Source organism: Bacteroides caccae, from assembly GCF_002222615.2.
GTDB classification, from domain to species: domain Bacteria; phylum Bacteroidota; class Bacteroidia; order Bacteroidales; family Bacteroidaceae; genus Bacteroides; species Bacteroides caccae.
The window spans coordinates 1,106,288-1,131,716 of sequence record NZ_CP022412.2; the positions used below are offsets into that span (position 1 = coordinate 1,106,288).

At 42.5% G+C, this 25,429-nt stretch carries 13 protein-coding genes; 9 read left to right on the plus strand and 4 right to left on the minus strand.

Going from position 1 to position 25,429, the window contains the following annotated elements:
* The first annotated feature begins 465 nt into the window (after positions 1-465).
* From CGC64_RS04245 to CGC64_RS04270, 6 genes are all read left to right on the plus strand, one after another.
* Positions 466-3,591 (plus strand): SusC/RagA family TonB-linked outer membrane protein, encoded by a 3,126-nt coding sequence (locus CGC64_RS04245; RefSeq protein WP_005676959.1) that lies wholly within the window; start codon positions 466-468, stop codon positions 3,589-3,591.
* A gap of 11 nt (positions 3,592-3,602) precedes the next feature.
* On the plus strand, positions 3,603-5,399 hold the full coding sequence (locus CGC64_RS04250; RefSeq protein WP_005676961.1) for a RagB/SusD family nutrient uptake outer membrane protein: 1,797 nt from the start codon (positions 3,603-3,605) through the stop codon (positions 5,397-5,399).
* 27 nt (positions 5,400-5,426) lie between these two features.
* A complete protein-coding gene (locus tag CGC64_RS04255; RefSeq protein WP_089421549.1) occupies positions 5,427-8,198 on the plus strand; it encodes a SusC/RagA family TonB-linked outer membrane protein in 2,772 nt (923 codons plus the stop codon).
* 14 nt (positions 8,199-8,212) lie between these two features.
* The gene (locus CGC64_RS04260) at positions 8,213-9,862 is read left to right on the plus strand and encodes a RagB/SusD family nutrient uptake outer membrane protein (RefSeq protein ID WP_005676964.1); all 1,650 of its coding nucleotides are present in this window, start codon (positions 8,213-8,215) and stop codon (positions 9,860-9,862) included.
* 330 nt (positions 9,863-10,192) lie between these two features.
* Positions 10,193-12,103 carry an Ig-like domain-containing protein gene (locus CGC64_RS04265; protein WP_005676965.1) on the plus strand — a complete coding sequence of 637 codons (1,911 nt, stop codon included), beginning with the start codon at positions 10,193-10,195 and terminating at the stop codon, positions 12,101-12,103.
* The gene (locus CGC64_RS04270) at positions 12,051-12,923 is read left to right on the plus strand and encodes a DUF3108 domain-containing protein (RefSeq protein WP_005676966.1); all 873 of its coding nucleotides are present in this window, start codon (positions 12,051-12,053) and stop codon (positions 12,921-12,923) included. Before CGC64_RS04265 ends, CGC64_RS04270 begins: the two co-directional genes overlap by 53 nt.
* 62 nt (positions 12,924-12,985) lie before the next feature.
* On the opposite strand, the gene CGC64_RS04275 is transcribed toward CGC64_RS04270, so the two are convergent.
* Positions 12,986-13,396 (minus strand): PaaI family thioesterase, encoded by a 411-nt coding sequence (locus CGC64_RS04275; RefSeq protein ID WP_005676967.1) that lies wholly within the window; start codon positions 13,394-13,396, stop codon positions 12,986-12,988.
* Positions 13,397-13,535: 139 nt separating this feature from the next.
* On the opposite strand from CGC64_RS04275, the gene CGC64_RS04280 reads away from it, so the two are divergent.
* The 3 genes from CGC64_RS04280 to CGC64_RS04290 are packed head-to-tail and all read left to right on the plus strand — an operon-like array spanning position 13,536 to position 19,238.
* Positions 13,536-14,738 carry a glycoside hydrolase family 88 protein gene (locus tag CGC64_RS04280; protein ID WP_005676968.1) on the plus strand — a complete coding sequence of 401 codons (1,203 nt, stop codon included), beginning with the start codon at positions 13,536-13,538 and terminating at the stop codon, positions 14,736-14,738.
* A 44-nt stretch (positions 14,739-14,782) separates the two neighbouring features.
* On the plus strand, positions 14,783-16,330 hold the full coding sequence (locus tag CGC64_RS04285) for a sulfatase family protein (protein WP_005676969.1): 1,548 nt from the start codon (positions 14,783-14,785) through the stop codon (positions 16,328-16,330).
* Positions 16,331-16,370: 40 nt separating this feature from the next.
* Positions 16,371-19,238 carry a chondroitinase family polysaccharide lyase gene (locus tag CGC64_RS04290; RefSeq protein WP_005676970.1) on the plus strand — a complete coding sequence of 956 codons (2,868 nt, stop codon included), beginning with the start codon at positions 16,371-16,373 and terminating at the stop codon, positions 19,236-19,238.
* 128 nt (positions 19,239-19,366) lie between these two features.
* Here CGC64_RS04290 and cysS read toward each other — a convergent pair whose 3' ends face one another.
* The 3 genes from cysS to CGC64_RS04305 all read right to left on the minus strand — a co-directional run bounded on the left by cysS (position 19,367) and on the right by CGC64_RS04305 (position 25,400).
* Entirely contained in the window at positions 19,367-20,848 is a 1,482-nt protein-coding gene (cysS, locus tag CGC64_RS04295) for a cysteine--tRNA ligase (RefSeq protein WP_005676971.1), read from the minus strand.
* A gap of 816 nt (positions 20,849-21,664) precedes the next feature.
* Complete coding sequence (locus tag CGC64_RS04300) at positions 21,665-22,480, minus strand: Cof-type HAD-IIB family hydrolase (RefSeq protein ID WP_005676972.1); 816 nt, start codon at positions 22,478-22,480, stop codon at positions 21,665-21,667.
* 73 nt (positions 22,481-22,553) lie between these two features.
* Positions 22,554-25,400, minus strand: coding sequence for a DEAD/DEAH box helicase (locus tag CGC64_RS04305; RefSeq protein WP_005676973.1), 2,847 nt, complete (start codon positions 25,398-25,400; stop codon positions 22,554-22,556).
* Between the last annotated feature and the right edge of the window lie 29 nt (positions 25,401-25,429).

The window sequence follows — 25,429 nt, forward strand, 5'->3', positions numbered from 1 at the left end:
TGAATTTCGGGAGTCAAAGATAGGGAATAATTTGATTAGTAAAGGAGAATAATGAGTCTAATAAGTATATCTATGGTTCAATTTTAATTTATTTATGAACTATAAAATGAAGTATAATAAAGATGCATTGTTTATGCATAGATTTGCGATGAAGGAAGAACTTGGTGAGTTGATCTTTGAAGTTTTATTTTTCGTGTATGTAAAGTCAATAAGAAACGATGAATTGGATGTTTTTTGTTGTTGGGATAGCTTGATACTATGGATAATACAATTAATTTTAATACTTATTATTTCTTGTTATGTACTATTTTGTACCTTTTTAGTATGATATCAGTATCTTAAAAACTGTATCATTTACTTAATTTGCAGCGAGTGTTTTTAATAAACCTATTTCTAATTCTTAAATTTGTTATTATGAATAAACTGACGAGGCTGAAAAGATGCAAAAGGTGCATCAGTACGTTAATGCTTATGTGTTGTTCGCTCTTAGTATGGGCGCAGAATACAGTAACGGGAACTGTATTGGATGAATCTAATTTGGAAGTAATTGGTGCGAATGTGAAAGAAAAAGGTACTGCTAACGGTGCCATCACCGACATGAATGGTGTTTTTCATTTAAAAGTGAGCAATCTTCAAAAAGCTGTTCTGCAAATCTCGTTCATGGGATATGAACCTCAAGAGGTCCCGTTGAACGGGCGTAAACAACTAAAAATTATTCTAAAAGAAACAGCAAATGAACTTCAGGAAGTTACGGTTGTGGCCTATGGTACACAGAAGAAAGAGACTTTGACAGGGGCTATCTCTGCCGTAAGTAATGATGCGTTGGTGCGTTCGCCTAATGCTAGTGTAGCTAACACGTTGGCAGGCCAGATCACGGGACTCTCATCTGTACAAACCAGCGGCCAACCGGGGCAGGAAGATCCCAAAGTGTTTATTCGCGGTGTAGGGTCTTTGACAGAAAGTGCTTCTTCTCCTCTGATCCTGGTGGACGGTGTGGAACGTTCGTTTTATCAAATGGATCCGAATGAAATAGAAAGTGTGACAGTACTGAAAGACGCTTCTGCCACTGCTGTATTCGGTGTTCGAGGTGCAAATGGCGTAATTTTGGTAACTACACGCCGTGGTAAGGAGGGCAAAGCGAAAATCTCGGTGAATTCTTCGGTTGGTATTCAGATGCCTACTCGTATGCTCGAAATGGCAGACAGTTATACGTATGCAACTTTGAGAAATGAGATTATAACAAATGACAAGCCAAATGCTACCGAGAATGATTTGGTATTTGATAATTATGCAGTTGAACGATTCAGACTGAATGATGATCCCATCATGTATCCCAGTATCGACTGGAGAAGATATCTGCTGAATAAGACATCTGTGCAGACACAACACAACCTGAATATTTCCGGAGGAACAAAGGATATACGTTACTTCATATCTTTAGGTTTCTTATATCAGAATGGCCTGTTGAAACAGTTCGAAGGAGTGGGATATGATAATAATTATAAATACAAAAGGTATAATTATCGGGCCAATCTGGATTTTGATGCTACTAAGACTACCACGTTAAAGATTGGTATCGGTGGTATTGTAGGTAACCGGAATGAACCGATGATTAATGATGCGACTAATTCAATCTGGACATTGATTAATCAGACGACTCCGTTCAGCAGCCCGGGAGTAATTGACGGGAAGCTGATAGTTACCCCCGAAGAACGTTTTGATAATAAAATTAATTTGGGTAACAGTGCTTTGCCTAAATGTTACGGGACAGGCTATTCAACAGCTATTAATAATACAATGAATTTGGATCTTCTGTTGAACCAGAAATTGGACTTTATTACTAAAGGACTGTCAGCAGAGATAAAAGGCGCCTATAATACGAGTTATGGTTTTACTAAGAAACGTAAAGGACAGGTGGAGCAATTTATGCCTTTCTATCAGTCTTCTTTGGAGGACCCGTCGCTTGGTTATGACTCGCCGGATTTCAACAAGAATATTGTTTATAAGATCAAAGGAGAAAATAAGAGCTTGCAATATGACGAAACTTCCTCGAGGGCAAGAGACTGGTATCTGGAAGCAAGTCTGAGATATAACCGTAAGTTTGGTTCTCATAATGTCGGAGGATTGTTCTTATATAATCAGAGTAAAAAATACTATCCTGCTCAATGGGTGGGAGTACCGTCCGCTTACATCGGTTTTGTAGGACGTCTGACGTATGATTATAAATCCCGTTATATGGCAGAAGTCAACTTCGGTTATAATGGTTCCGAGAATTTTGCTCCGGGTAAGAGGTTCGGCGCATTTCCTGCCGGTTCTATCGGTTACATCCTGTCGGAGGAAGCATTTATGAAACAACAGAAAGTTGTTGATTATCTGAAATTCCGTGCTTCAGTTGGTCTGGTCGGAAATGATAACCTTGGAAATAACCGTTTCTTGTTCCTGCCGGATTCTTATGATGTGAATTTGAGCGGAGTAGACGCGTGGAATAACAATAAATACGGCTTCAATTTTGGTTATAACAGCAAAGCGTTAATCCAGGGTGCGTTGGAAAAACGTCTGGGTAATCCTAACGTGACTTGGGAAACTGCGCTGAAACAGAACTATGGATTGGACGTTCATTTCTTGAAGAGCCGTCTGAAGATCTCTTTGGATTATTTCCTCGAGGAACGTAAGGACATTCTTATCAATCGTAAGACAATACCTTTATTGACGGGACTGACTTCCTCGATTCTGCCTGCCGTAAATATGGGTAAAGTGAAAAATCACGGATATGAAGTAGAAGTGAAGTGGAATGACAGGATCGGTCAGGTTCAGTATAATATTCAGGCAAATGTTTCCTACTCAAAGAATAAGATTATTTTCCAGGACGAGGTAGAACCTAATGAACCTTATATGTGGCGGACGGGAAATCCGGTAGGAGCTCTTTTCGGATATGTGGCGGACGGTTTTTATACGGAGGAGGATTTCGGAGAGAACGGCAAACTTGTGGCTGGCTTGCCCGATCCTGGGGTATCTGTGAAGCCGGGTGATGTGAAATACCGGGATTTGAACGGTGACGAAGAAATTACTTCGGACGACCAGACTATTATTGGAAACCCGACTCGTCCGGCCTATACATTCGGATTGAATTATGGCATTAATTATAAGGGCTTTTTCCTGACAATGAACTGGACTGGTGCCGCACAGCGTTCCTTGTTGTTGGATGGAGCTTTTAGAGAACCTTTTGGAAATGGTAAAATTCGTGGCTTGATGCAGTTTCACGCAGATACACGTTGGACACCGGAAACAGCCAGTACGGCTACCACACCGCGGTTTACCGAGACAAACGCAGTTTACAATATGCGTTCTTCTTCTCTTTGGGTACGAGACGGTTCCTATTTGAAACTGAAGAATGTGACAATAGGATATAACTTTACAGATAAGAAGATGTTGAAAAAACTGGGTATCCAGCAGTTAGGTATAAAACTAACAGGCTATAATCTGCTGACCTTTGATAAGTTTGACATCATGGACCCTGAATGTAATCCGAATAATGCGGATTCTTACCCTATCATTAAGATATATAATTTAGGTATTAATCTAACCTTCTAATAGTGCTGACAATGAAAAACTATAAAAAGTATATGGGCTGTCTTTCTCTCTTTGCATTGACATTGATAGGGTGCGAAGACCTTAAGTTCGGAGAGAAGTTTTTGGATAAGCCGATAAGTAATGAGCAGAATATAGATTCTGTCTTTAACAAGAAAGTATATGCTGAGCAGGCATTGGCGGAGACTTACCATTCACTGCCGGATTATCTGCCTATGCAAGGACGTCTGGGATATGGAGTGCTGGAAATGCTTACCGATTTGGGTGACTGGACAAAAAAAGGAGCACCTAAGTTCTATACAGGAACGGTAGACGGAACAAATGCCTATCTGGAACATCTTCCATATCGGTTGGATGTTGATAATAGAACCATTGGTGTCGGTCCGATTTATGGTATCCGGAGAGCTTATATCTATATTGAAAATGTGGATAGAGTGACAGATATGACTGCGGATGAAAAGGCGATAGGAAAAGCGGAAGCACAAGTAATTATTGCCTATCATTATTCTCAAATGCTCCGTTATTATGGGGGTATGCCGTGGATAGACCATGCTTATACGGCAGAAGATGCGATGAAATTTCCTCGCATGACGGTAGAAGAAACCGTACAGAAAATCATCGGGTTGCTGGATGCCGCCGCCTCTGTATTACCTTGGCAGGTAGATGCGGATAATGACGGACGAATGACGGCGGCCTCTGCTTTAGCATTAAAGTCCAGAGTGCTTCAGTTTGTGGCGAGTCCTTTGTTTAATGCTGACAAACCCTATTTGGAAGGTGATGCTTCCTCTCAATTCCTTACCTGGTATGGTAATTATTCATCAGACAGGTGGCAGAAAGCACTGGATGCAGGGTTGGAATTTATGCGGGCTAATAAAAAGAATTCGAATGTTTATCAACTGGTGAATACAGGTAACCCTCGCGATGATTTTGCGGCAGGATATTTCAATCGTCATAATGGAGAGGTTCTGATTTCTTCCAGAAGATTTACCACTTATGTTACGGGGAAAACTCCGTTTGCCCAAGTACGCTACGGAGTTGCTTCTCCTACATTAACTTATGTCGATATGTTTCAGATGAAGGACGGGACGGAATTCGACTGGAATAATCCCGATCATAATAAATTCCCTTTCTTTGATAAGGATGGAAATCCTAGAAGGGATATCCGCTTGTATGAAACGGTTGCTGTGAATGGAGATAAGTTTAAGGGTGCCCAGAAAGTACAGATTTTTGAAGGAACCACCCAGTCACCTTATAAAGATGGGCGAATGAGTTACAATGGTTTTGCGATGAGAAAATTCATACGAAACTTTAATGACGAAGTGAATGGTAAATTCTATTCTTGTCCGTTAATTCGTCTTCCCGAAGTTTATTTGAATATGGCTGAAGCGATGAATGAGTTGAATAAGGCGGAAGTTCGTGACGAGTTTGGCAATACGGCCTATGATTATCTGAACAAAACCAGGGAACGTGCAGGTATGCCTGCGATTTCGGCGGCAGATGTTCCGGCCGGAAAACCGTTGCGCGAAGCGATATTACGTGAAAGAGCCATTGAATTCGGTTATGAAGAAGTACGTTATTTCGATTTGATACGTTGGAAACGCGCAGATATATTTACCGGACAACTATCACGTCTGATTATTAAAAAAGCGGCCGGTGAGCCGAGCGGCTTTTCTTATAAAGTATCTCATGCAATGGCGGAAACACGCCAGTATGCGAAACCTGAGAAGTGGAATGACAAATATTTCCTGTTACCTCTACCGGTAGACGAGATAAACAAGAAATATGGATTGATTCAGAATCCGGGTTGGTAATAATCAAATCGTTGAATAATAAGAAGAATGATTATGAATAAATCACTTTATATCGTAGCTTTCTCGTTGGCGTTTGCCACTACAGGGATAGCTCAAAATAATGAAGGACAAGATAAGACAGTCGATCTGGGAACTCAGACGACAACCGAGTTACGGAAGACACAGGCGGTATCTACCATTTATTCGGACGAATTGGATAAAAATGCAACTACGAGTCCTTACAATGCAATATATGGCCTGTTGCCGGGACTGACTGTGATGCAAAATACGAGTTGGGGAACCGACAAATCACGTTTAAATGTACGTGGTCGTGGCTCCTTGAATGGAGATACGCCATTATTTGTGGTAGACGGTTTTGCCCGCCCGATCGAATATATCAATCTTTCGGAAATAGAATCAATATCCGTATTGAAAGACGGTGCTGCTACTGCTCTTTGGGGAGGTAGAGGCGCCAACGGCGTGGTGCTGATAACTACCAAACGCGGTATGTACAGTAAAAAAGAGATCAAGGTAGATTACAAGTTTGGTTTAGGTCTGCCCGTAAACCAACCGGAATTTGCCGATGCTTATACATATGCAAAAGCCCGGAATGAAGCATTGAGATATGATGGCCTGCAACCGGATATGGATGAAGCTTCTTTTTTGGCCGGAGGTAATAGCGATCTTTATCCGAATGTTGATTGGCAGAAGGAAGCGTTGCGTAATCATACGACCAGTCATCAACTGGATATTACTTTCCGCGGGGGAGGTAAGAGGCTGCGCTATTTCAGTGTCTTGAATTATAAGAATGATATGGGACTGTTGAATTCCAAGTACACTGACTACACTGATCGTTATAATTCCCAGATGAAAAAGTATTTTCTCAATCTTCGCATGAATCTGGATGTAGATATCACAGATGTAACGAAATTGAAACTGAATATGCTCGGTATGCTGCGTGAAACGAAACGCCCTACCACATCGGAGGCTACTTTGTTTGAACAGATATTCAATACTCCATCTGCCGCATTCCCTGTACAGACTCAGAATGGACTCTGGGGTAGTAATAATGTGCTGAAAACAAACCCGATAGCCAATCTGGCGGACGTAGGCTATTATAAGCTGAATCAGCGAATGCTGCAAGCAGATCTGCGATTGATACAAGACCTGTCTGTATTGACTCGCGGACTGAGCGCTGAACTTGCTATTGCCTATGATAATAATGCAACTTATCAGGAAACAGCCAAGAAAAGCTTTATGTATCAGACCATTGAGAAAGGTACTGACGGAGAACCGGTTTATACGAATTACGGAAATCCTAACGATGAATTGGAAATCAGCAACAAAGGATTGGCTAATCAATATATACATGCCAACTTTGAAGCGAAAGTCAATTATCACCGGACATGGGATAAACATGATTTTACTGCCAGTGCCATGTTCCGCCAGGAATCAATGACTCTGACGGGAGCTAATAATAGCCGTTACCGTCAGTACATCATCGGAACCGTAGGTTATAATTTTGATAATCGTTATATGGTGGATGTTGTTGCTAACTGTTTCGGCAGTAGCGTATTGGGAAAGAACGATAAGTATCGTGCATATCCTGCCATATCTGCAGCCTGGATACTCTCGAACGAGAATTTCATGAAAGGAATCTCCGCTTTTGATTATTTGAAACTCCGCGCTTCTTACGGGCGTTCCGGATATGATATCTATGATTATGATATGGATAAGCAATATTGGATAGGAAGCGGTTCCTATTATTTTCAGGCTGGGAATACCTCTGCCGGAAGCAGTTTGAAGGAGGGAATGCTGGCAATGGAGCAACTCGACTTGGAAGTGGCAGATAAATATAATATCGGTTTGGATATGAGTTTGCTCAAAGGGTTGACTTTTTCTATTGATGGTTTCTATGACAAGCGCTCTAATATTTTAATTGAAGGAAGCGGGTTGATATCTTCTGCAATCGGAGTTACCATTCCCCAGATGAATGCGGGAAAAGTGGAAACAAAAGGAACAGAACTCTCTACTATGTGGAAAAAAGAGTATAAAAACTTCAGCTACTACATCGGTGCTAATTTCTCTTATGCCAAAAGTAAAGTCATAGAGAATGGTGAGGGGTATCAACCGTATGGCTATCTGTCTAAGAAAGGTTATCCTATCGGACAATGTTTCGGTTGGGAAGCGATCGGTTATTTTAGAGATGAGGAGGACATTAAGAACAGCCCTGTACAGAAATTCTCGGAGGTACGTCCGGGGGATGTCAAATATAGGGATTTAAATGGTGATAAAGTAATTGACAGTAATGATCAGAAAGCGATAGGATATTCTACTGCCATACCGGAGATTTACTATGGTATCAACTTAGGATTTGAGTATAAAGGTTTTGGGGTAGACGCTCTCTTCCAAGGGGTAGGGCATTATAGCGTGATGTTGAATACTGCAAGCGTGTACTGGCCGTTGAGAAACAACACAAATATTTCAAACTGGTATCTGAACGACAAAATCCGTTGGACGGAAGATACGAAAGATATTGCCAATGTTCCTCGTTTGACCACGCTGGATAATGCCAATAATTTCAGAAATAGTACACAATGGTTGGAGAACGGAAGTTACTTTAAACTTCGTAACCTGAATGTTTATTATAATTTTCCTTCTTCTTGGGCGAAGAAGGTGAAGATGGAGAAGATTCAGGTATATGCGAGAGCTAATAATCTTTTCTCGCTGGATCATGTGAAATATATGAACTGTGAGGATCTGAAAATCAATTATCCGGATATGACTTCCGTTTATTTCGGATTGAATATTAACTTCTAAAATGTGAGATAACCATGAGAAAATGTATCATATTATATACAGGTTTGCTACTATCCGTTTCTGGGTGTAGCTTGCTCGAACTGGACGAATCGACTGGTTTGAACAGAGAAGAGGCTTATTCCTACTTTAGCAATGTCAAGGGCTTGGCTACTTATGTTTATAGCCAGTTGCCCGGAGATCTCGGAGTACTCGACGGGGCTTTGAGAGAGTCTGCAACGGATAATTCTGTTTATATTTGGAGTGATAATAGTGTTCACGACTTTTATAATAATGCCTGGAGTCCCAATAATGCAGTCGACAATATGTGGTCGAAGTGTTATGGAGCTATCCGTTCCGTTAATTCATTTCTCGAAAACTATTCCCAAGAGAGGCTGGAGCGTTTCCGTTGGAATGATACGTATGAAGAAGATATTGCCAAAGCTACTATGTATCGTGAAGAATTGCGGGTGTTGCGGGCTTTCTACTTGTTCGAACTGGCCAAACGATACGGAGATATTCCATTATTGACACGTACGTATGCGTTGGATGAGATCAATAGCGTGGAAAAGAGTTCTTTCAGCGAAGTGATAAAATATATATGCGATGAATGTAGTGATGCAGCTAAAACACTTCCCGTCAGTCATCAAGATTTTTGGGCGGAGACGGGACGCGTAACTAAAGGTACTGCGTTGGCATTGAAATCTCGTGCCCTTCTTTATGCGGCGAGTATGTTACATAATCCCAGTCAGGATGCTGATAAGTGGAAAGCTGCTGCCGATGCGGCTTATGCTATCATAAAAGAGAACTGGTACAGTCTGCCGAAAACGAATGCCGATCCTCTGTATGATAAGAACGGTGGAAACGATGTTTTGAAATCTCCGCAATTAATCTTTGAGCGTAGAAATGGAGAAAGTTTTGACTTTGAAGCAAACAATCTGCCTATCAGTTATGAAAAGGGAGAAACCGGCAATGTACCTACCCAAAATCTGGTGGATGCTTTTCAGCTGACTAATGGAAAAGACTTTGACTGGGAACAGCTTGCGCCAGGGCAGAACCCGTATGAGGGCAGAGACCCACGGTTTTACAAAACAGTACTTTGCAACGGAGATACATGGATGAATTCAACTATTCAGTCTTATGAAGGCGGTAAAGATGGTGCCGGAACAGCCGGAGCGACTACCACTGGCTATTATTTGAAGAAGTATATGAACGAGACCGTTTCTCTTACTCCTTCTAACGAGAAAAAGAAACCTCATCATTTCATTATATTCCGTTATGCAGAGATTCTTCTGAACTATGCAGAAGCGATGGATGCCTGGAAGGGTGCCGATTATACGGATAATGATCATCCATTGTCTGCACGTGCAGCACTGAATCAAGTACGTAGTGCAGCTGATATGCCTGCTGTTACAACGGATGGCGATGCATTTACTGAAAGTATCCGTCGCGAAAGACGCGTGGAACTGGCGTTTGAAGACCATCGGTTCTGGGACATCCGTCGTTGGAAGATAGGTGATAAAACCAAAGCCATTTATTGCATCAAGATTACTCTGGAAAATGGTTCACCTGTTTATAAGAAAGAGTTGCTTGAAACACGTAACTGGGATGATAAGATGTATCTGTATCCTATACCACAGACAGAATATTATAAGAATCCTAATTTAGGCCAAAATACAGGCTGGTAAATAAAATACGTGAGATACTGTTTCTGCTTTTCCTGCAAACAGTATCTCACGTTAAATTATTCAGTTTATTATCCAACTTCTGTTTTCTGCATATCAACTACCGGTTTACCTGCTCTTTACTCCTTCTTCTTGATATCATCTCGTAAAAATCAGAGAAAAAGACTAGCTAATAAAGCTAGTCGCTTTAGGTAAGAAAACTAATTATATCAGCGATAAAAAGAAATAAAAAACGCGTTGGAATTGTTTATTACCTTAAGCTACCCTTTCGTTTTTTAATAAATTAGCTAGAAAGTGTGGTGTTTATTGGATAAGAACACTTATTTTTGCAGCATGTTACAATTTGAGAATCAAAAGATAAAGCAAATCGTTCGCAAGGCATTTCCGGTAGTAACGCTGGTTGTCATGCTATATTCTTGCGCCAGTATCGGACGTCCGGACGGTGGCCCTTATGATGAAACGCCACCCCGTTTCATCGGTAGTACACCTGCTGCCGGCGCTTTAAATAATCAGAGGACAAAAGTTTCTCTCTTGTTCGACGAATTTATAAAGTTGGAAAAAGCAACAGAAAAAGTCGTTGTTTCTCCACCGCAGGTACAACAGCCCGAAATTAAAGCTTCAGGAAAGCGGATACAGGTGAACCTGCTTGATTCATTGAAAGCGAATACCACTTATACAATTGACTTTTCGGATGCGATAGTCGATAATAACGAAGGTAACCCGTTGGGTAACTTTACCTTCACCTTTTCTACCGGTACGCAAATAGATACAATGGAGGTATCCGGAACGGTGCTTGACGCTTCCAATCTGGAGCCGATAAAAGGAATCCTGGTAGGATTACATTCCAACCTGAACGATTCGGCTTTTACAAAATTGCCATTTGACCGTGTGGCACGTACCGATAGCCGGGGACGCTTCTCTATCCGTGGCGTAGCTCCTGGCAAATATCGTATTTATGGGTTAATGGATGCAGACCAGACATTTACTTTCAACCAAAAAAGTGAAGTCATTGCTTTTAACGATTCACTGGTCATTCCTCGTATGGAGGAAAGAATCCGTATGGACACGGCTTGGGTGGACTCACTGACTTACGATACGATTGTTGAGAGGAAATATATGCATTATCTGCCGGATGATCTTATACTCCGTGCCTTTAAGGAGTTCAACTACTCACAATATTTGATTAAATCAGAACGGCTTGTTCCGCAGAAATTTACGTTCTATTTTGCCGGTCAGGCAGATACTTTACCTACATTGAAGGGGTTGAATTTCGATGAAAGGGATGCTTTTGTTATCGAAAAGAATCCGCGGAACGATACGATCCATTATTGGTTGAAAGACTCTTTGCTTTTTAAGCAGGATACACTTGCTATCAGCCTAACTTATCTTTATACGGATACATTAAATCAATTGGTATCACGTACGGATACGTTGAATCTGGTTTCGAAGCAAAAATATAAGAAGGAAGAACCGGAGAAAAAGAAAAAAAAGAAAAAGAAAGATGAAGAAGATGAGCCGGAACCAACCAAATTCTTGCCGGTGAATGTCGGTGCACCTTCATCAATGGATGTATACGGTTCTATATCTTTGACTTTTGATGAACCGATTGCCCGTTTTGATAGTGCGGCGATTCATCTGAAAGAAAAGGTGGATACGCTTTGGAAAGATATACCATTTGAGTTTGAACAAGATTCTTTGAATCTGAAAAGATTCAACTTGTATTATGACTGGGAACCGGGTAATGAATATGAGTTCTCGGTAGACTCGACTGCATTCCATGGTATATATGGCTTGTTCACCGATAAAATAAAGCAGGGCTTCAAAGTACGTAAACTGGAAGAATATGCCAGTATCACCTTTCTGGTGACAGGAGCAGACTCTACTGCTTTTGTAGAATTGTTGGATGCTCAAGATAAAGTGGTGCGCCAGAGAAGGTTAACGGACGGAGGGTATGCAGACTTTTATTTTTTGAATCCTGGTAAATATTGTGCCCGACTGGTGAACGACCGGAATGGAAATGGAATCTGGGATACTGGTAACTTTGAAAAAGGAGAACAACCTGAGGAAGTGTATTATTACAATATGATCTTGGAGCCGAAGGCAAACTGGGACTTAGATAAGCAATCATGGGATATTCACGCAATTCCGCTAGATAAGCAGAAACTGGACGAACTTAAAAAACAAAAACCGGATGAAGACAAGAAAAAGAAAGATAGAGATAGGAATAGTCAGCGACGTCGCTAATTTTCGACGAAAAATTATAATTGGATTAGCGACATTGCTAATGGGAATCTTTGTTCTTCCTGCCAGTGCCCAGTGCGAAGCTAAGAACGATGCATTCAAATCCGGTGAGCACGTGATGTACGACTTGTACTTTAACTGGAAGTTTGTATGGGTGAAAGCCGGATTGGCCAGTTTGACAACGAACGCAACTACTTACCACTCGGAGCCTGCCTATCGTATCAATCTGCTGGCTTTGGGCAGTAAGCGGGCGGATTTCTTCTTTAAAATGCGGGATACGCTGACTTGTGTAATAGGTGAAAAACTCGAACCGCATTATTTCCGCAAAGGTGCCGAGGAAGGAAAACGTTATACGGTTGATGAGGCTTGGTTTTCTTATAAGGATGGTCTTTGTTTTGCCAATCAGAAGCGTACATACCGGGACGGATCCGTCACCGAGTCGGAAGAAAGTGACAGCCGTTGTATCTACGATATGTTGAGCATCTTGGCACAGGCACGTTCTTATGATCCTAGTGATTATAAAGTAGGGGATAAAATTAAATTTCCTATGGCTACCGGACGTAAAGTGGAGGAGCAAACGCTTATCTATCGTGGAAAAGAAAATGTGAAAGCTGAGAACGGGGTTACTTATCGTTGCCTGATCTTTTCGTTAGTCGAGTATGACAAGAAAGGAAAAGAAAAAGAGGTGATTACTTTTTTTGTGACTGATGATTTAAATCACCTTCCTGTCCGCTTGGATTTATTCCTGAATTTTGGTTCGGCAAAAGCATTCTTGAATAGTGTAACCGGCAATCGTCACCCGTTGACCTCTATTGTTAAATAAATCAAGAGAAAAGTCGGAGAGCCGGAAGTTGCCTGTAAAGGTTCTTCCGGCTCTCCGATTTTTTATTTTTGAATTTCGAAAGGTACTTTCTGTTCTTTTCTGAATACGCTTGATTCAAAAGTAGCAATTAAGTCCCCGTTCTGGTTTGTCACGTCGACTTGGTAACAGCCTGTACTTCGTCCGATATAGCGTTCGTGCGCTTCGGCATAAAGTGTATCGCCCGGTCCGCTTGCCCGTAGAAAAGTGATGTTGGAGGAGAGAGAGAAGGCTAGTGTACCGTGTGAGTTGGCTGCTGCGGCAAGCGCAAGGTCTGCTAGTGTAAAGATAGCTCCTCCCTGAGTCCGTGCGCCTGCATTAAGATGCTCCGGCTTTATTTCTAATTTGGCTTTACTATACCCTTCACGTACTTCCAGCAGCACTACACCTGCGTTTTCGGCGAAAAGATCATTTTTGAAGAATTCTTGTGGAGTCATGGTCTTTATAATTTTGATATTTCCTTGCAAATGTACCAAATTTGTCCCTCATTTGGATTATTTAGGTCGGTCTATTCTTGTTGAATGCATTATTTTTGCAATCAGATAATTAATCACTTAACAAAATAATCCGTGTATTATGAAAACAATTCTTAGCGCATTAGGACTATCCCTTCTGATCTTTACGAGTTGCGGTGGACAGAAAAAAGTTGAAGTAGACTTTATCCAGGACAACATCGACAACGCAGTGGCACAAAACACGATTCAAACGGATATTATCGAGAAATCAGGTAAAATCCTAAATCCGAGAACTATCAATAAAGACGGTAGTATATCTTATATACCTATTGACGACTGGTGTTCCGGTTTCTTTCCCGGCAGTATGTGGCTGACTTATAACTTGACCGGAGATCAAAAATGGTTACCGTTGGCTGAAAAGTATACAGAGGCCCTTGATTCTGTGAAGCATCTGAAATGGCACCATGATGTAGGCTTCATGATTGGCTGCAGCTATCTGAACGGATACCGTATGGCAGACAAGAAAGAATATAAAGATGTAATCATTGAAACGGCAAAATCTCTTTCTACCCGTTTCCGCCCGAATGCAGGTGTTATTCAGTCATGGGATGCCGATAGAGGCTGGCAAGGAACGCGCGGTTGGAAATGTCCGGTGATTATCGACAATATGATGAATCTCGAATTACTGTTCGAGGCAACCGCTTTTTCCGGTGACTCTACTTTCTATAATATTGCAGTGAAACATGCGGATACGACCATGGCTCATCACTTCCGTCCGGACAACAGTTGTTATCATGTTGTGGATTATGATCCCGAAACAGGCGAAGTGCGTAAGAGACAAACAGCGCAGGGATATGCGGACGAATCCGCCTGGGCTCGCGGACAGGCCTGGGCCTTGTACGGATATACTACTTGTTACCGCTACACTAAAGATAAGAAGTATCTCGACCAGGCGCAAAAAGTATATAACTTCATCTTTACGAATAAGAACCTGCCGGAAGATCTCGTTCCTTACTGGGATTATGATGCTCCGAACATCCCGAATGAACCGCGTGATGCTTCTGCCGCTGCTTGTACGGCTTCCGCCCTTTACGAACTGGACGGTTATCTGCCGGGCAATCATTACAAGGAAACTGCTGATAAGATCATGGAAAGCTTGGGCTCACCCGCTTATCGTGCTAAAGTTGGAACAAATGGAAACTTTATCCTGATGCACTCGGTAGGCAGTATCCCTCACGGACAGGAGATTGATGTTCCTTTGAATTATGCCGACTATTACTTCTTGGAAGGACTGATGCGCAAAAGAGACTTGGAAAAGAAATAATAAGGTTATCGTTTATTATTTATCATCTTATAACTTAAATATATATGAAACCTATAAATCTTTTGGTGGGAGGCCTGACACTGTTTACGGCACAGGGTTGCAAGGCTCCGAAGCAAGTAGTCGAACAATCGGAACATCCCAATATTATTTATGTATTTCCGGACCAGTACCGTAATCAGGCAATGGGCTTCTGGAGTCAGGATGGATTCCGGGATAAAGTAAATTTTGAGGGAGATCCCGTACATACCCCCAATCTGGATGCATTTGCACGGGAGTCTATGGTTCTGACCTCCGCGCAAAGCAACTGTCCGTTGAGTAGCCCTCATCGGGGAATGTTGCTGACCGGTATGTATCCGAACCGTAGCGGAGTGCCTTTAAATTGCAACTCTACACGTCCGATCAGTTCTTTGCGTGAGGATGCGGAGTGCATCGGTGATGTATTTAGCAAAGCTGGTTATGATTGTGCTTATTTCGGTAAACTTCATGCAGATTTTCCCACTCCGAATGATCCCGAACATCCGGGACAATATGTAGAATCCAAACGTCCTGTGTGGGATGCCTATACACCGAAAGAGCGTCGTCATGGTTTCAACTACTGGTATTCTTATGGCACGTTTGATGAACATAAGAATCCGCATTACTGGGATACGGACGGTAAAAGGCACGATCCGAAAGAATGGTCACCTCTGCATGAATCCGGAAAAGTTGTATCTTATTTGAAAAACGAAGGTAATGTGCGTGATACAAAGAAGCCTTTCTTTATCATGGTAGGGATGAATCCTCCTCATAGTCCGTATCGTTCATTGGATGATTGCGAAGAGCAGGACTTTGATCTTTATAAAAACCAACCTTTAGACAGTCTGTTGATTCGTCCTAATGTTGACCTGAAAATGAAGAAAGCCGAATCAGCCCGTTATTATTTCGCTTCCGTGACCGGGGTAGACCGTGCTTTCGGACAGATTCTGGAAACACTGAAAGAGATGGGGCTGGATAAGAATACAGTCGTTATTTTTGCCTCCGATCATGGTGAAACGATGTGTAGCCAACGTACGGATGATCCGAAGAATTCGCCTTACTCAGAGTCAATGAATATCCCGTTTCTGGTTCGTTTCCCGGATAAGATTCAGCCGCGGGTAGATGACTTGCTGCTTTCCGCTCCTGACATAATGCCTACTGTGCTCGGACTGTGCGGATTGGGTGATTCAATTCCGGCAGAAGTGCAGGGACGTAACTTTGCCCCTCTTTTCTTCGATGAAAAGGCTGAAATTGTTCGTCCTACCGGTGCTTTGTACATTCAGAATATAGATGGTGAAAAGGACGAAAACGGCTTGGTAAAAACTTACTTTCCTTCATCACGAGGTATTAAGACTGCGGACTATACATTGGCTCTGTACATCGACCGTAAGACAAAACAGTTAAAGAAAAGTCTTTTATTCAATGACGCGAAAGACCCGTATCAGTTGAACAATCTACCTTTGGAAGAAAACAAGGAAATAGTGGCACAACTTTATCGTGAAATGGGTGCTATGTTGAAAGAAATCAACGATCCTTGGTATACGGAGAAGATTTTATCGGACAAAATACCTTATTAAGCAGTAGTTGGTTACTGTTTGACCATTTAATAATGACACAATGAAGAAAGATATTTGTTTTATACTACTGTTTCTGTTTGTAACAGCTTCTTCGGCTTTCGCACAACTCATAGGATTTGAGAGTAGTGAGGTACCCGAAGCATTTAAGACTTCCGGAAAGGGAGAGGCGAAAATTTCTTCTCTTTTCTATAAAGAGGGTAAAAGTAGCTTGGAGTGGGATTTCCAATCCGGTTCAACTTTGAATGTACAGATACCTCCTTTATCATTAAAAGGAAAAACGGAGAGACAGTATGGCATTACCTTGTGGATATATAATGAAAAGCCACAGCAGGATTCTATTCGTTTTGAATTCCTGAATAAGGCGGGAGAGGTGTCTTATTGGTTTGCTTATCATCTGCAAGCAGCAGGGTGGCGGGCTTGCTGGATTTCTTTCGAATATATGCAAGGCGATAAGAAGGACAAAGATATTGTAGCTTACAGGTTAGTTGCCCCCCAACGCAAAGGACGTATTTTTCTTGACCGTCTGATATTCCCGGAAAAGAAGATGAATCTTCGTACCACTCCGGATCAGCAGTTGCCGACTAATAATGGCTTGGCTAACCGTGACCTCTGGCATTGGTGCCTGGTATGGAAGTGGGAGCAACTGTCGTATGATACTCCATTGGCATCCAAGTTGACTGCTCGACAGGCGAAAGACCTGAAAACAATCGAGCAACGTCTGACAGATTTTCTGGAAGTGAAAAAAGCCCCTAAAAAGCAAGTTGATGCCGCTTACGAGACATTTAAAAGAGCGGATATCCGCCCGTCGGCAGCAGGTACGGGATTTACGGGAACACCTATTGTAGCTCCGGACGAACAGAATAAGAAGATAGGAGAGATGTCGTGGAATGATATTGAAACAATGCTTTCCGGTTTTGCGTATGACGTTTATTGCAATCGAAACGAGACATCAAAGAAAAACTACTTCACGGTGTTTGATTATGCTATTGACCAGGGATTTGCCTTTGGTAGCGGTATGGGAACCAATCATCATTATGGTTATCAGATACGTAAGATATATACGACGGCATGGTTGATGCGAGATGAGATCTATAAACATCCCCACAGGGATGCTTATTTGTCGACATTACGTTTCTGGTCTGCTTTGCAGGAGACTCGTCAACCGTGTCCTTTGGAACGGGATGAAATGCTGGATACTTGGCATACGCTTTTAATGGCGAGATTTATCTCTGCTATGATGTTCACGGATGCAAGAGAGCAGGCGCAGGCTTTGGAGGGCCTCTCCCGTTGGGTTTCTTCTTCTTTACACTATTCACCGGGAACAATTGGTGGTATTAAGATAGATGGCACAACTTTTCACCATGGTGGTTTCTATCCGGCATATACGACCGGAGTGCTGGCCGTAATAGGGCAATTCATTGCTTTTACTAACAATACGGATTTTGAACTGACGGAAGAAGCCCGGCAACATATAAAATCCGCATTTATTGCCATGCGCAATTATTGTAATCTTTATGAATGGGGAATTGGTATCAGCGGACGTCATCCTTTCGGTGGAAAAATGGGGAATGATGATGTGGAAGCATTTGCCAATATAGCTTTAGCCGGTGATTTGTCCGGTCGGGGGAATACGTTCGATCATGCTCTGGCAGCAGATTATCTACGGTTAGTACGTGATAGGGATACTCCGAATGCGCGTTTCTTTAAGAAAGAAGGCATCAAGCCTGCACAAGCTCCACAAGGATTTTTTGTTTATAATTACGGTTCGGCAGGTATTTTCCGCCGTGCAGATTGGATGGTGACACTAAAAGGATATACTACTGATGTTTGGGGGGCTGAAATCTATACAAAAGATAATCGTTACGGACGTTATCAGAGTTATGGTTCGGTGCAGATCATGGGAAAAGGAAACCCCGTTTCCCGTACCGGAAGCGGCTTTGTACAGGATGGTTGGGATTGGAACCGCCTGCCGGGTACGACTACTATTCATTTGCCCTTCGAGTTGCTGGATAGTCCGTTAAAGGGTACTACCATGGCTCATTCCAAGGAAAACTTCTCCGGTAGCAGTTCCTTGGAAGGCAAGAATGGCATGTTTGCTATGAAGTTAATGGAGCGTAATTTGGAAAACTTCACTCCTGATTTTGTTGCCCGTAAATCTGTATTCTGCTTCGACAACCGGATGATTTGTCTGGGAACCGGCATAACGAATAGTAATGCCGATTATCCTACGGAAACGACTCTTTTCCAGACGAAATACAACGGCGGAGAACAGAAAGTGGGTAATGACGGCTATTGGTTACATGACGGTTATGACAATTACTATCATGTAGTAGACGGAACAGTTCGTTCGCAGATCGCGGAACAAGAATCACGTCATGAGAAAACCCGTGCGGTCACTAAAGGAAAATTCTCCTCTGCATGGATAGAGCATGGTAAAGCTCCGAAGAACGGAACTTATGAATATATGGTATTGATACAGCCTTCTGCAGCGGACTTGGACGACCTTCAGAAAACTCCTGCGTATGAAGTCCTGCAACGTGATCAAACGGCTCATGTCGTTTATGATAAGAAAACAGGTATTACGGCGTATGCGGTTTTTGAGGCTTATCAGCCGGTAACTGATAAGGTGATTGCTTCTATTCCTGCTGAAACAATGGTGATGTATGCGAAAGAAACCGGTAAAGGAGTTCGTTTGAGTGTTTGTGACCCAAACTTGAATATAAAAGAAAAGGCGTATACGACGAAAGAACCTAGCCGTCCTATTTATAAGAAAATACTACTCAAAGGTCGTTGGACGCTAAAGAATTCAATGGAAAATGTCCGGTTGGAGCGACAAGGAAATGATACACAATTGACGGTAACCTGCCAGCACGGACAACCTGTTGAGGTATTAATGGAAAACAAGTGATTAGATGATAAGATTTGTAGTTTAAGAGGGGTATTAGTTACTATGTTTCTATGAAACAGAAAGACCGGCTCATTACGAACCGGTCTTTTTTATCTGTAGAAGGGATTTATCTCCCTGATGTTTAATATTTATTTATTCAATCTCCACTCAAAACCGTCTTTTGTATCTTTGATTTCGAATCCGAGGGCTGTTAATGTGTTACGGATTTCGTCGGAAGTAGCCCAGTCTTTGTTGGCTTTTGCTTTCATACGCTGTTCCAGCAACATATCCACCACTTTACCATAGGCATTTTCACGACTGTCGGAAGAACCTTTTTCTTCTTTCAATCCCATAATGTCAAAGCAGAACAAGTGGAAAGTTTCTTTCAGCTCTTTCAAGTCTTCAGCGGAGATCGTTGCATTGCCGGCAATGACGTTATTAATGATGCGGGCACCTTCAAAAAGCTGTGCGATGACAATTGGAGTATTCAGGTCGTCATTCATGGCTTCGTAGCATTTGGCACGCAGCTCTTTTACATTGATACCTTCTGAAGTTGCGGATGCAGGGGTAACCTTTCCCAATCCATCGATAGCTTCTATCAGACGTTGCAATCCCTTTTCGGAAGCAATCAGTGCTTCATTGCTGAAATCGACCGTACTGCGGTAGTGGGCTTGCAGGATGAAGAAGCGGATTGTCATTGGAGTATAGGCTTGGGTCAGCAACTTATGTGTGCCATTGAAGAACTCATCCAATGTGATGAAGTTGCCGAGTGATTTACCCATTTTCGTTCCGTTAATGGTAATCATGTTGTTATGCATCCAGTAGTGAACCATATCGTCGCCTTGTGAGGCTACTGATTGTGCTATTTCACACTCATGATGCGGGAAAATCAGGTCCATTCCTCCGCCGTGAATGTCGAAGTGCTCACCCAGATATTTGCGTCCCATAGCGGTACATTCGGCATGCCAGCCGGGGAAACCGTCGCTCCAAGGAGATGGCCAGCGCATGATATGTTCCGGCTGTGCCTTTTTCCAGAGGGCGAAATCGGCGGGATTACGCTTTTCACTTTGTCCGTCAAGGTCGCGGGTGGTGTTCAGTACATCATCCAGATTGCGTCCGGAAAGTTTTCCGTAGTGATGATCCTTGTTATATTTGGCTACATCGAAATAGACGGAGCCTTCACTTTCGTAAGCATATCCGGCGTCCAGAATCTTCTGTACCAGTTGGATTTGTTCGATGATATGGCCCGAAGCATGAGGTTCGATACTTGGAGAGAGCACGTTGAGGGCTTCCATTGCTTTATGGTAGCGGTTCAGATAGTACTGAACGACTTCCATTGGTTCCAGTTCTTCCAGACGGGCTTTCTTGGCAATTTTGTCTTCTCCTTCGTCGGCATCATGTTCCAAATGACCTACGTCAGTGATATTGCGTACATAACGTACTTTATATCCTAGATGAGTGAGATAACGGAAGAGTACGTCGAAAGTAATGGCCGGGCGTGCATGTCCCAGATGCGCATCACCGTAAACAGTCGGTCCGCACACATACATACCTACATGAGGTGCGTGGAGCGGTACGAATAACTCTTTTTTTCTATCTAACGTGTTGTAAATGGTCAGTTGATGTTCCATAACGTTTGCTATTTATTCGATTTAAAACCACAAAATTAGAATAAATCTTTGATATATTACGATAATTCAAGTTGAAATATGTAACTCATAGCCATTGTTCTGTGTTGTGATTGAGATCTCTTTGTCTTTGGACAATACTTCACGCAGCTTTCTTATATAGTTGTAAAGAGTGTGTTCGCTTATTGGTACAGCTTTTCTTGCTGTACGTATCATGAGTATATAGACAGCATACATCTATAATTTGCATCCCCATCCTAGAACGGATTTTTTTAATATTGTTCTCATTGTTCTCATATTTTTTGGCAATTCCTTTATAATCAGATATGTGACGAATGAGAAATGCCTTTCAAAATTGGTATTTCTCATTCGTTTTTTACGTTCGTTAACTCAAAAATGGCTATAATGCATCTTTTTGGGGGGTATTTCTCATCATTGTTCTCATGATAGTTGGAAATGAAACCATTTGCTTATTTATATGAACCATATTGATAAACGTAAAGTAGGATGACCTTTGGTTATATGTTGTTGGCCCTGTTCTGATAACTTAAGTAGTCGATATTCGCAGATCCTCTTGCTGACATCACTGCGTTATGTAATAAACATCCGCTTCTTTCCACAAGAGTGATGAGGCCTGTGTACTGGAGTGGAAAGATCTCATCACTTTAGTAGAAAGAACTGTTCACTTTAGTGCAACGAGCTATATAATGGTAAGATTGATATACGATAGCTACTCTGCATACTGCTGAAACAGAGTATAAGACATACAGTCAAAGGTTATGAAGGTACGGTTGAAAAAGGAATTGTGAGCATATGATGCTACGTAAATTTATAGTAAAAGTGTTCTAGTGCTTCCGCCACTCCGTCTTCTTCATTGCTCAGAGTGATATAGTCCGCCGCTTTCTTCACCGGTTCCTGTGCGTTGCCCATGGCAATGCCTAGTCCTGCAAACTTTATCATGGACAAGTCATTGTAGCCGTCGCCTATTGCTATCATTTCTTTGCGTTCTACTCCTATTTCTTTTAATAATACGGCAAGAGACAGGGCTTTGTCGATTCCTTGCGGGACTAGTTCGAGAAAGTAAGGTTCTGAACGGAATACGTTGATACGTCCTTGCAACCGAAGACAAAGTTCGGCTTCTAAGGGGATGAGCTTGTCGGCATCTCCCACAATCAAGCATTTAGCTACCGGAAGCGTGATGTCTGTCAGGAAGTCGTTTGTTTCCCGGACTGCCATTTTATTCAGGAAAGCCTCTTTTTGAACATACGGGTCCTGAGAGTTTTCGGTTACGATTTCTGCTCCGTCGTAAGTCAGTATGCTTAACTGGTGGCTGCGGGCGCACTCATAGAGTACGGGGACGACATCGTTCGGCAATACATTCTCATAGAGCATTTCCTGTGTTTCCCAATTGATGATTTCCCCTCCGTTGTAGGATAAGATAAATCCGCCGAACTCATTCATGCGCAATTCATTTGCCAACGGCACAATGCCATAAGTCGGACGACCGGAAGCAAGAACCAGACGGACGCCCTGTTCTTGTACACGTATCAATATTTCCCGGTTGCGGGGAGTAATTACTTTTTTAGAGTTGGTGAGTGTGCCGTCAAGGTCGAGCACGATAAGCTTGTATTTCATGCAGTGTCATTTTGCGTGCAAAGATAAAGTAAAAAAGTATTCTTGCAAGACAGTCCATATAAAGATGCAGTTTTTATTTTAGCAAATCCACCCACTGTTCATTGCTCAATGCAGGCAATGTTTCGCTGTCGGTAACAAATGTTTCTGCTAACTTTCGTTTTTCATCTTGCAGATAGAGAATCTTTTCTTCAATACTGTTCTGGGTAATGAAGCGATAGGCGATAACCTGCTTGTCCTGTCCGATGCGGTGGGCACGGGCAATAGCCTGCGATTCGGCGGCGGGGTTCCACCACGGATCGATAATAAACACATAGTCGGCTTGTGTCAGATTAAGTCCTACGCCTCCGGCTTTCAGAGAGATAAGGAAGGCTTGTACGTCTTTCTGCTCGGTGAAATGGGCAATTTCGGACGGCCGGTTGTTGGTTGCTCCTGTCAGTAGTGCATATTTCCAGCCCCGTTCGCGAAACGCTTCGGCGAGGACTTCCAGATGTTTGACGAAGGATGAGAAAATCAGTACTTTATGTCCTTCACTCCGTAGTGTGTCGAATATTTCTATTATTTGTATCGCTTTGCCGGATGCACCGTTAAAGTCCGGATAGATGAGTTGCGGATGACAGGCAAGTTGGCGTAGCCGCAGGATGCCGTTCAAGATACTGAAAGAATGAAGTTTATCCATATTTTGAGGATGTTGGAGCAGGATATTCCGCAAACTATTTTTTTCTTGTTCGTAAAGAGTATTTTGTTCTTCGGGCATGTCACAATAGATCGTTTCTTCGGTAAGCGGGGGAAGTTCCGGAGCCACTTCACTTTTGCTTCTGCGAAGAATAAATGGGGATATCAGTTGTTGTAACTGTGCTTCTACACGGGTATTGCCTTGGCGGATCGGAATCATGAATTGTTTTTGAAAAGCACTCTCAGTTCCCAGTAAGTCCGGTTGGATGAAACGGAATTGTGCCCACAGATCTTTCAGTGAATTTTCGATAGGTGTGCCCGTAAGTACAAGCCGATACTTGCTTTCCAGTTGGAGTGCAGAACGGAAGGTGAGCGATTCGCTGTTCTTAATATTTTGGCTCTCATCGAGTACGATATATTCGAATTTGTAAGAAGAAAGCAGGTCGATGTTGTTGCGCATCATGCCATACGTTGTGAATATCAACTGGAAACGTCCGAAGAACTTCCCGGGATGATTGGGGGGCACGACGATGCTACTGTTATATTCAATCATTGAAAGCGTTGTAAAGCGTTTCGCTTCCCGTCGCCAGTTGTGCAACAGCGACGTAGGAACGACGATGAGAGTGGCTGCTTTCCTTGAGGCGGGCGATTTATATATATGTTGTAACAACGTAAGTGTCTGGAGGGTTTTCCCCAGTCCCATATCGTCTGCCAGACATCCGCCGAATCCTAGTTTATGCAGATGCATCATCCATGAGAATCCTTTCTGCTGGTAAGGACGTAATGTTGCTTTTAGTGCTTTAGGGACGGAAACATTCTTAATCTGATTTTTGCCAGAGAACTTTTTAAGTCCTGTTCCTCCCAAGGCAGCTTGCGCGGCGCCTATAAATGTATGCTTCAATCGTATTCCCTGCTCTGTCTGAACTCCCATTTCCAACAAGTTCGCATACTTACTGAACCATTCCTCGGGTAAAAGGATCATGCGCCCGTCCGGCAGCAGATATTCTCTCTTTTCTTCGAGGATATGCTTGCGGAAGCGTGAGAAAGGAATGCGCAGGTTGCCGACAACAACGGTGATATGTAACTCAAACCAGTCTACTACTTCATCGTCACAACTCTGCTCGATATGTATCTCGTCCAGGCAGTAAGGAGTGTTTCCCATATGGCCGGTCAGTTGAAAGTCCGATTGTAACATCTCCCGATGCTTATTGATCCATTCAACAAGTGTTTTCTCAGAAGAACTGGCTGATAACCTGAAATGGATATCACCGATACGTTGCAGACCGGAGCTTTCTAAAAGCTGAATCGCTTTTTTTTCGGCGACAATATCCCGCCGGAAGAAGGATACCTCACCGGAGTCTTTCCGATAAATGATTTTCTTCATTGCTGCTCCGTTGTCTGATGTAAATAGCTGGTCTCTATAACGAAAACCAAGCTGCAACAACTGTTCGCTATGGGTGATGTCTTCAAGTGACAGTAATGCTTCGCAGGCACATCTTTCTTCAGGGATATCCCACCCTTCGGTTATGATTTCGTGATAGCGTGCAATCGGAATGACAATATTGTCGATATACTTTTCGAGTTGAGCGGCGCTTGCACTAATTGCCTTTTTCTTGGTAAAGGGTAAGAGCCGGACACTATCTATGTGTGGAAAGAAGTATAAATTCATCCCTAGCAATAGAGTAGCCGGTGAGGCAGTTAATGCGATAACGGGTTTTTGGTCGTCCAATGAAAATGGTTGCTTCTCATAATAACATTGCAGTTGATAGCGGAAAGTACTGCTGTCGACATGAAATGTAAAGCGGACTTCGGCGTCATGTGGATGTACGTGATAAGCATGGTGGGCGTACAACACTTTGCTTCCGGGCTGTTTCTGATAAAAAGATAACCCGTTTTCCCGTATGAGAGTAAGCATCTCGAGTAGTTTGCCTTCAATAAATGGCCGAATGTTATTCTTTACTTTCTCAGGATCTTGAGATAACTTATGCAGGAAGCGTGATACTATCTTTTCTCGGGAATAGGCTCCCATTAAATATTTCTCTGTATAGTGAGAAGCGATGTCGATGGCTTGTCTTTCTGCTTCATTCATTTGTTCAATAGCTTCGGGAGAAGCGTGAAAAGCCTGTTCAATCAACTGCAACGTGCCATCTTCCAGTCGCTCTGCTATGTAAGGGATCAGTAGTATACCAAACACAGGATGCTCTGTATAAACGATGATGACTTGTCCGTTAGTTGTTTTCTCTCTCATTCTCTTTGGGCTTTAACTGACAAAGATAC

Bases quoted from the DNA above. Each gene is read 5' to 3' on its own strand.
- CGC64_RS04245 (WP_005676959.1), top strand. From the start codon at position 466: ATGCTTATGTGTTGTTCGCTCTTAGTATGGGCGCAGAATACAGTAACG.
- CGC64_RS04250 (WP_005676961.1), top strand. From the start codon at position 3,603: ATGAAAAACTATAAAAAGTATATGGGCTGTCTTTCTCTCTTTGCATTG.
- CGC64_RS04255 (WP_089421549.1), top strand. From the start codon at position 5,427: ATGATTATGAATAAATCACTTTATATCGTAGCTTTCTCGTTGGCGTTT.
- CGC64_RS04260 (WP_005676964.1), top strand. From the start codon at position 8,213: ATGAGAAAATGTATCATATTATATACAGGTTTGCTACTATCCGTTTCT.
- CGC64_RS04265 (WP_005676965.1), top strand. From the start codon at position 10,193: ATGTTACAATTTGAGAATCAAAAGATAAAGCAAATCGTTCGCAAGGCA.
- CGC64_RS04270 (WP_005676966.1), top strand. From the start codon at position 12,051: ATGAAGACAAGAAAAAGAAAGATAGAGATAGGAATAGTCAGCGACGTC.
- CGC64_RS04275 (WP_005676967.1), bottom strand. From the start codon at position 13,396: ATGACTCCACAAGAATTCTTCAAAAATGATCTTTTCGCCGAAAACGCA.
- CGC64_RS04280 (WP_005676968.1), top strand. From the start codon at position 13,536: ATGAAAACAATTCTTAGCGCATTAGGACTATCCCTTCTGATCTTTACG.
- CGC64_RS04285 (WP_005676969.1), top strand. From the start codon at position 14,783: ATGAAACCTATAAATCTTTTGGTGGGAGGCCTGACACTGTTTACGGCA.
- CGC64_RS04290 (WP_005676970.1), top strand. From the start codon at position 16,371: ATGAAGAAAGATATTTGTTTTATACTACTGTTTCTGTTTGTAACAGCT.
- cysS (WP_005676971.1), bottom strand. From the start codon at position 20,848: ATGGAACATCAACTGACCATTTACAACACGTTAGATAGAAAAAAAGAG.
- CGC64_RS04300 (WP_005676972.1), bottom strand. From the start codon at position 22,480: ATGAAATACAAGCTTATCGTGCTCGACCTTGACGGCACACTCACCAAC.
- CGC64_RS04305 (WP_005676973.1), bottom strand. From the start codon at position 25,400: ATGAGAGAGAAAACAACTAACGGACAAGTCATCATCGTTTATACAGAG.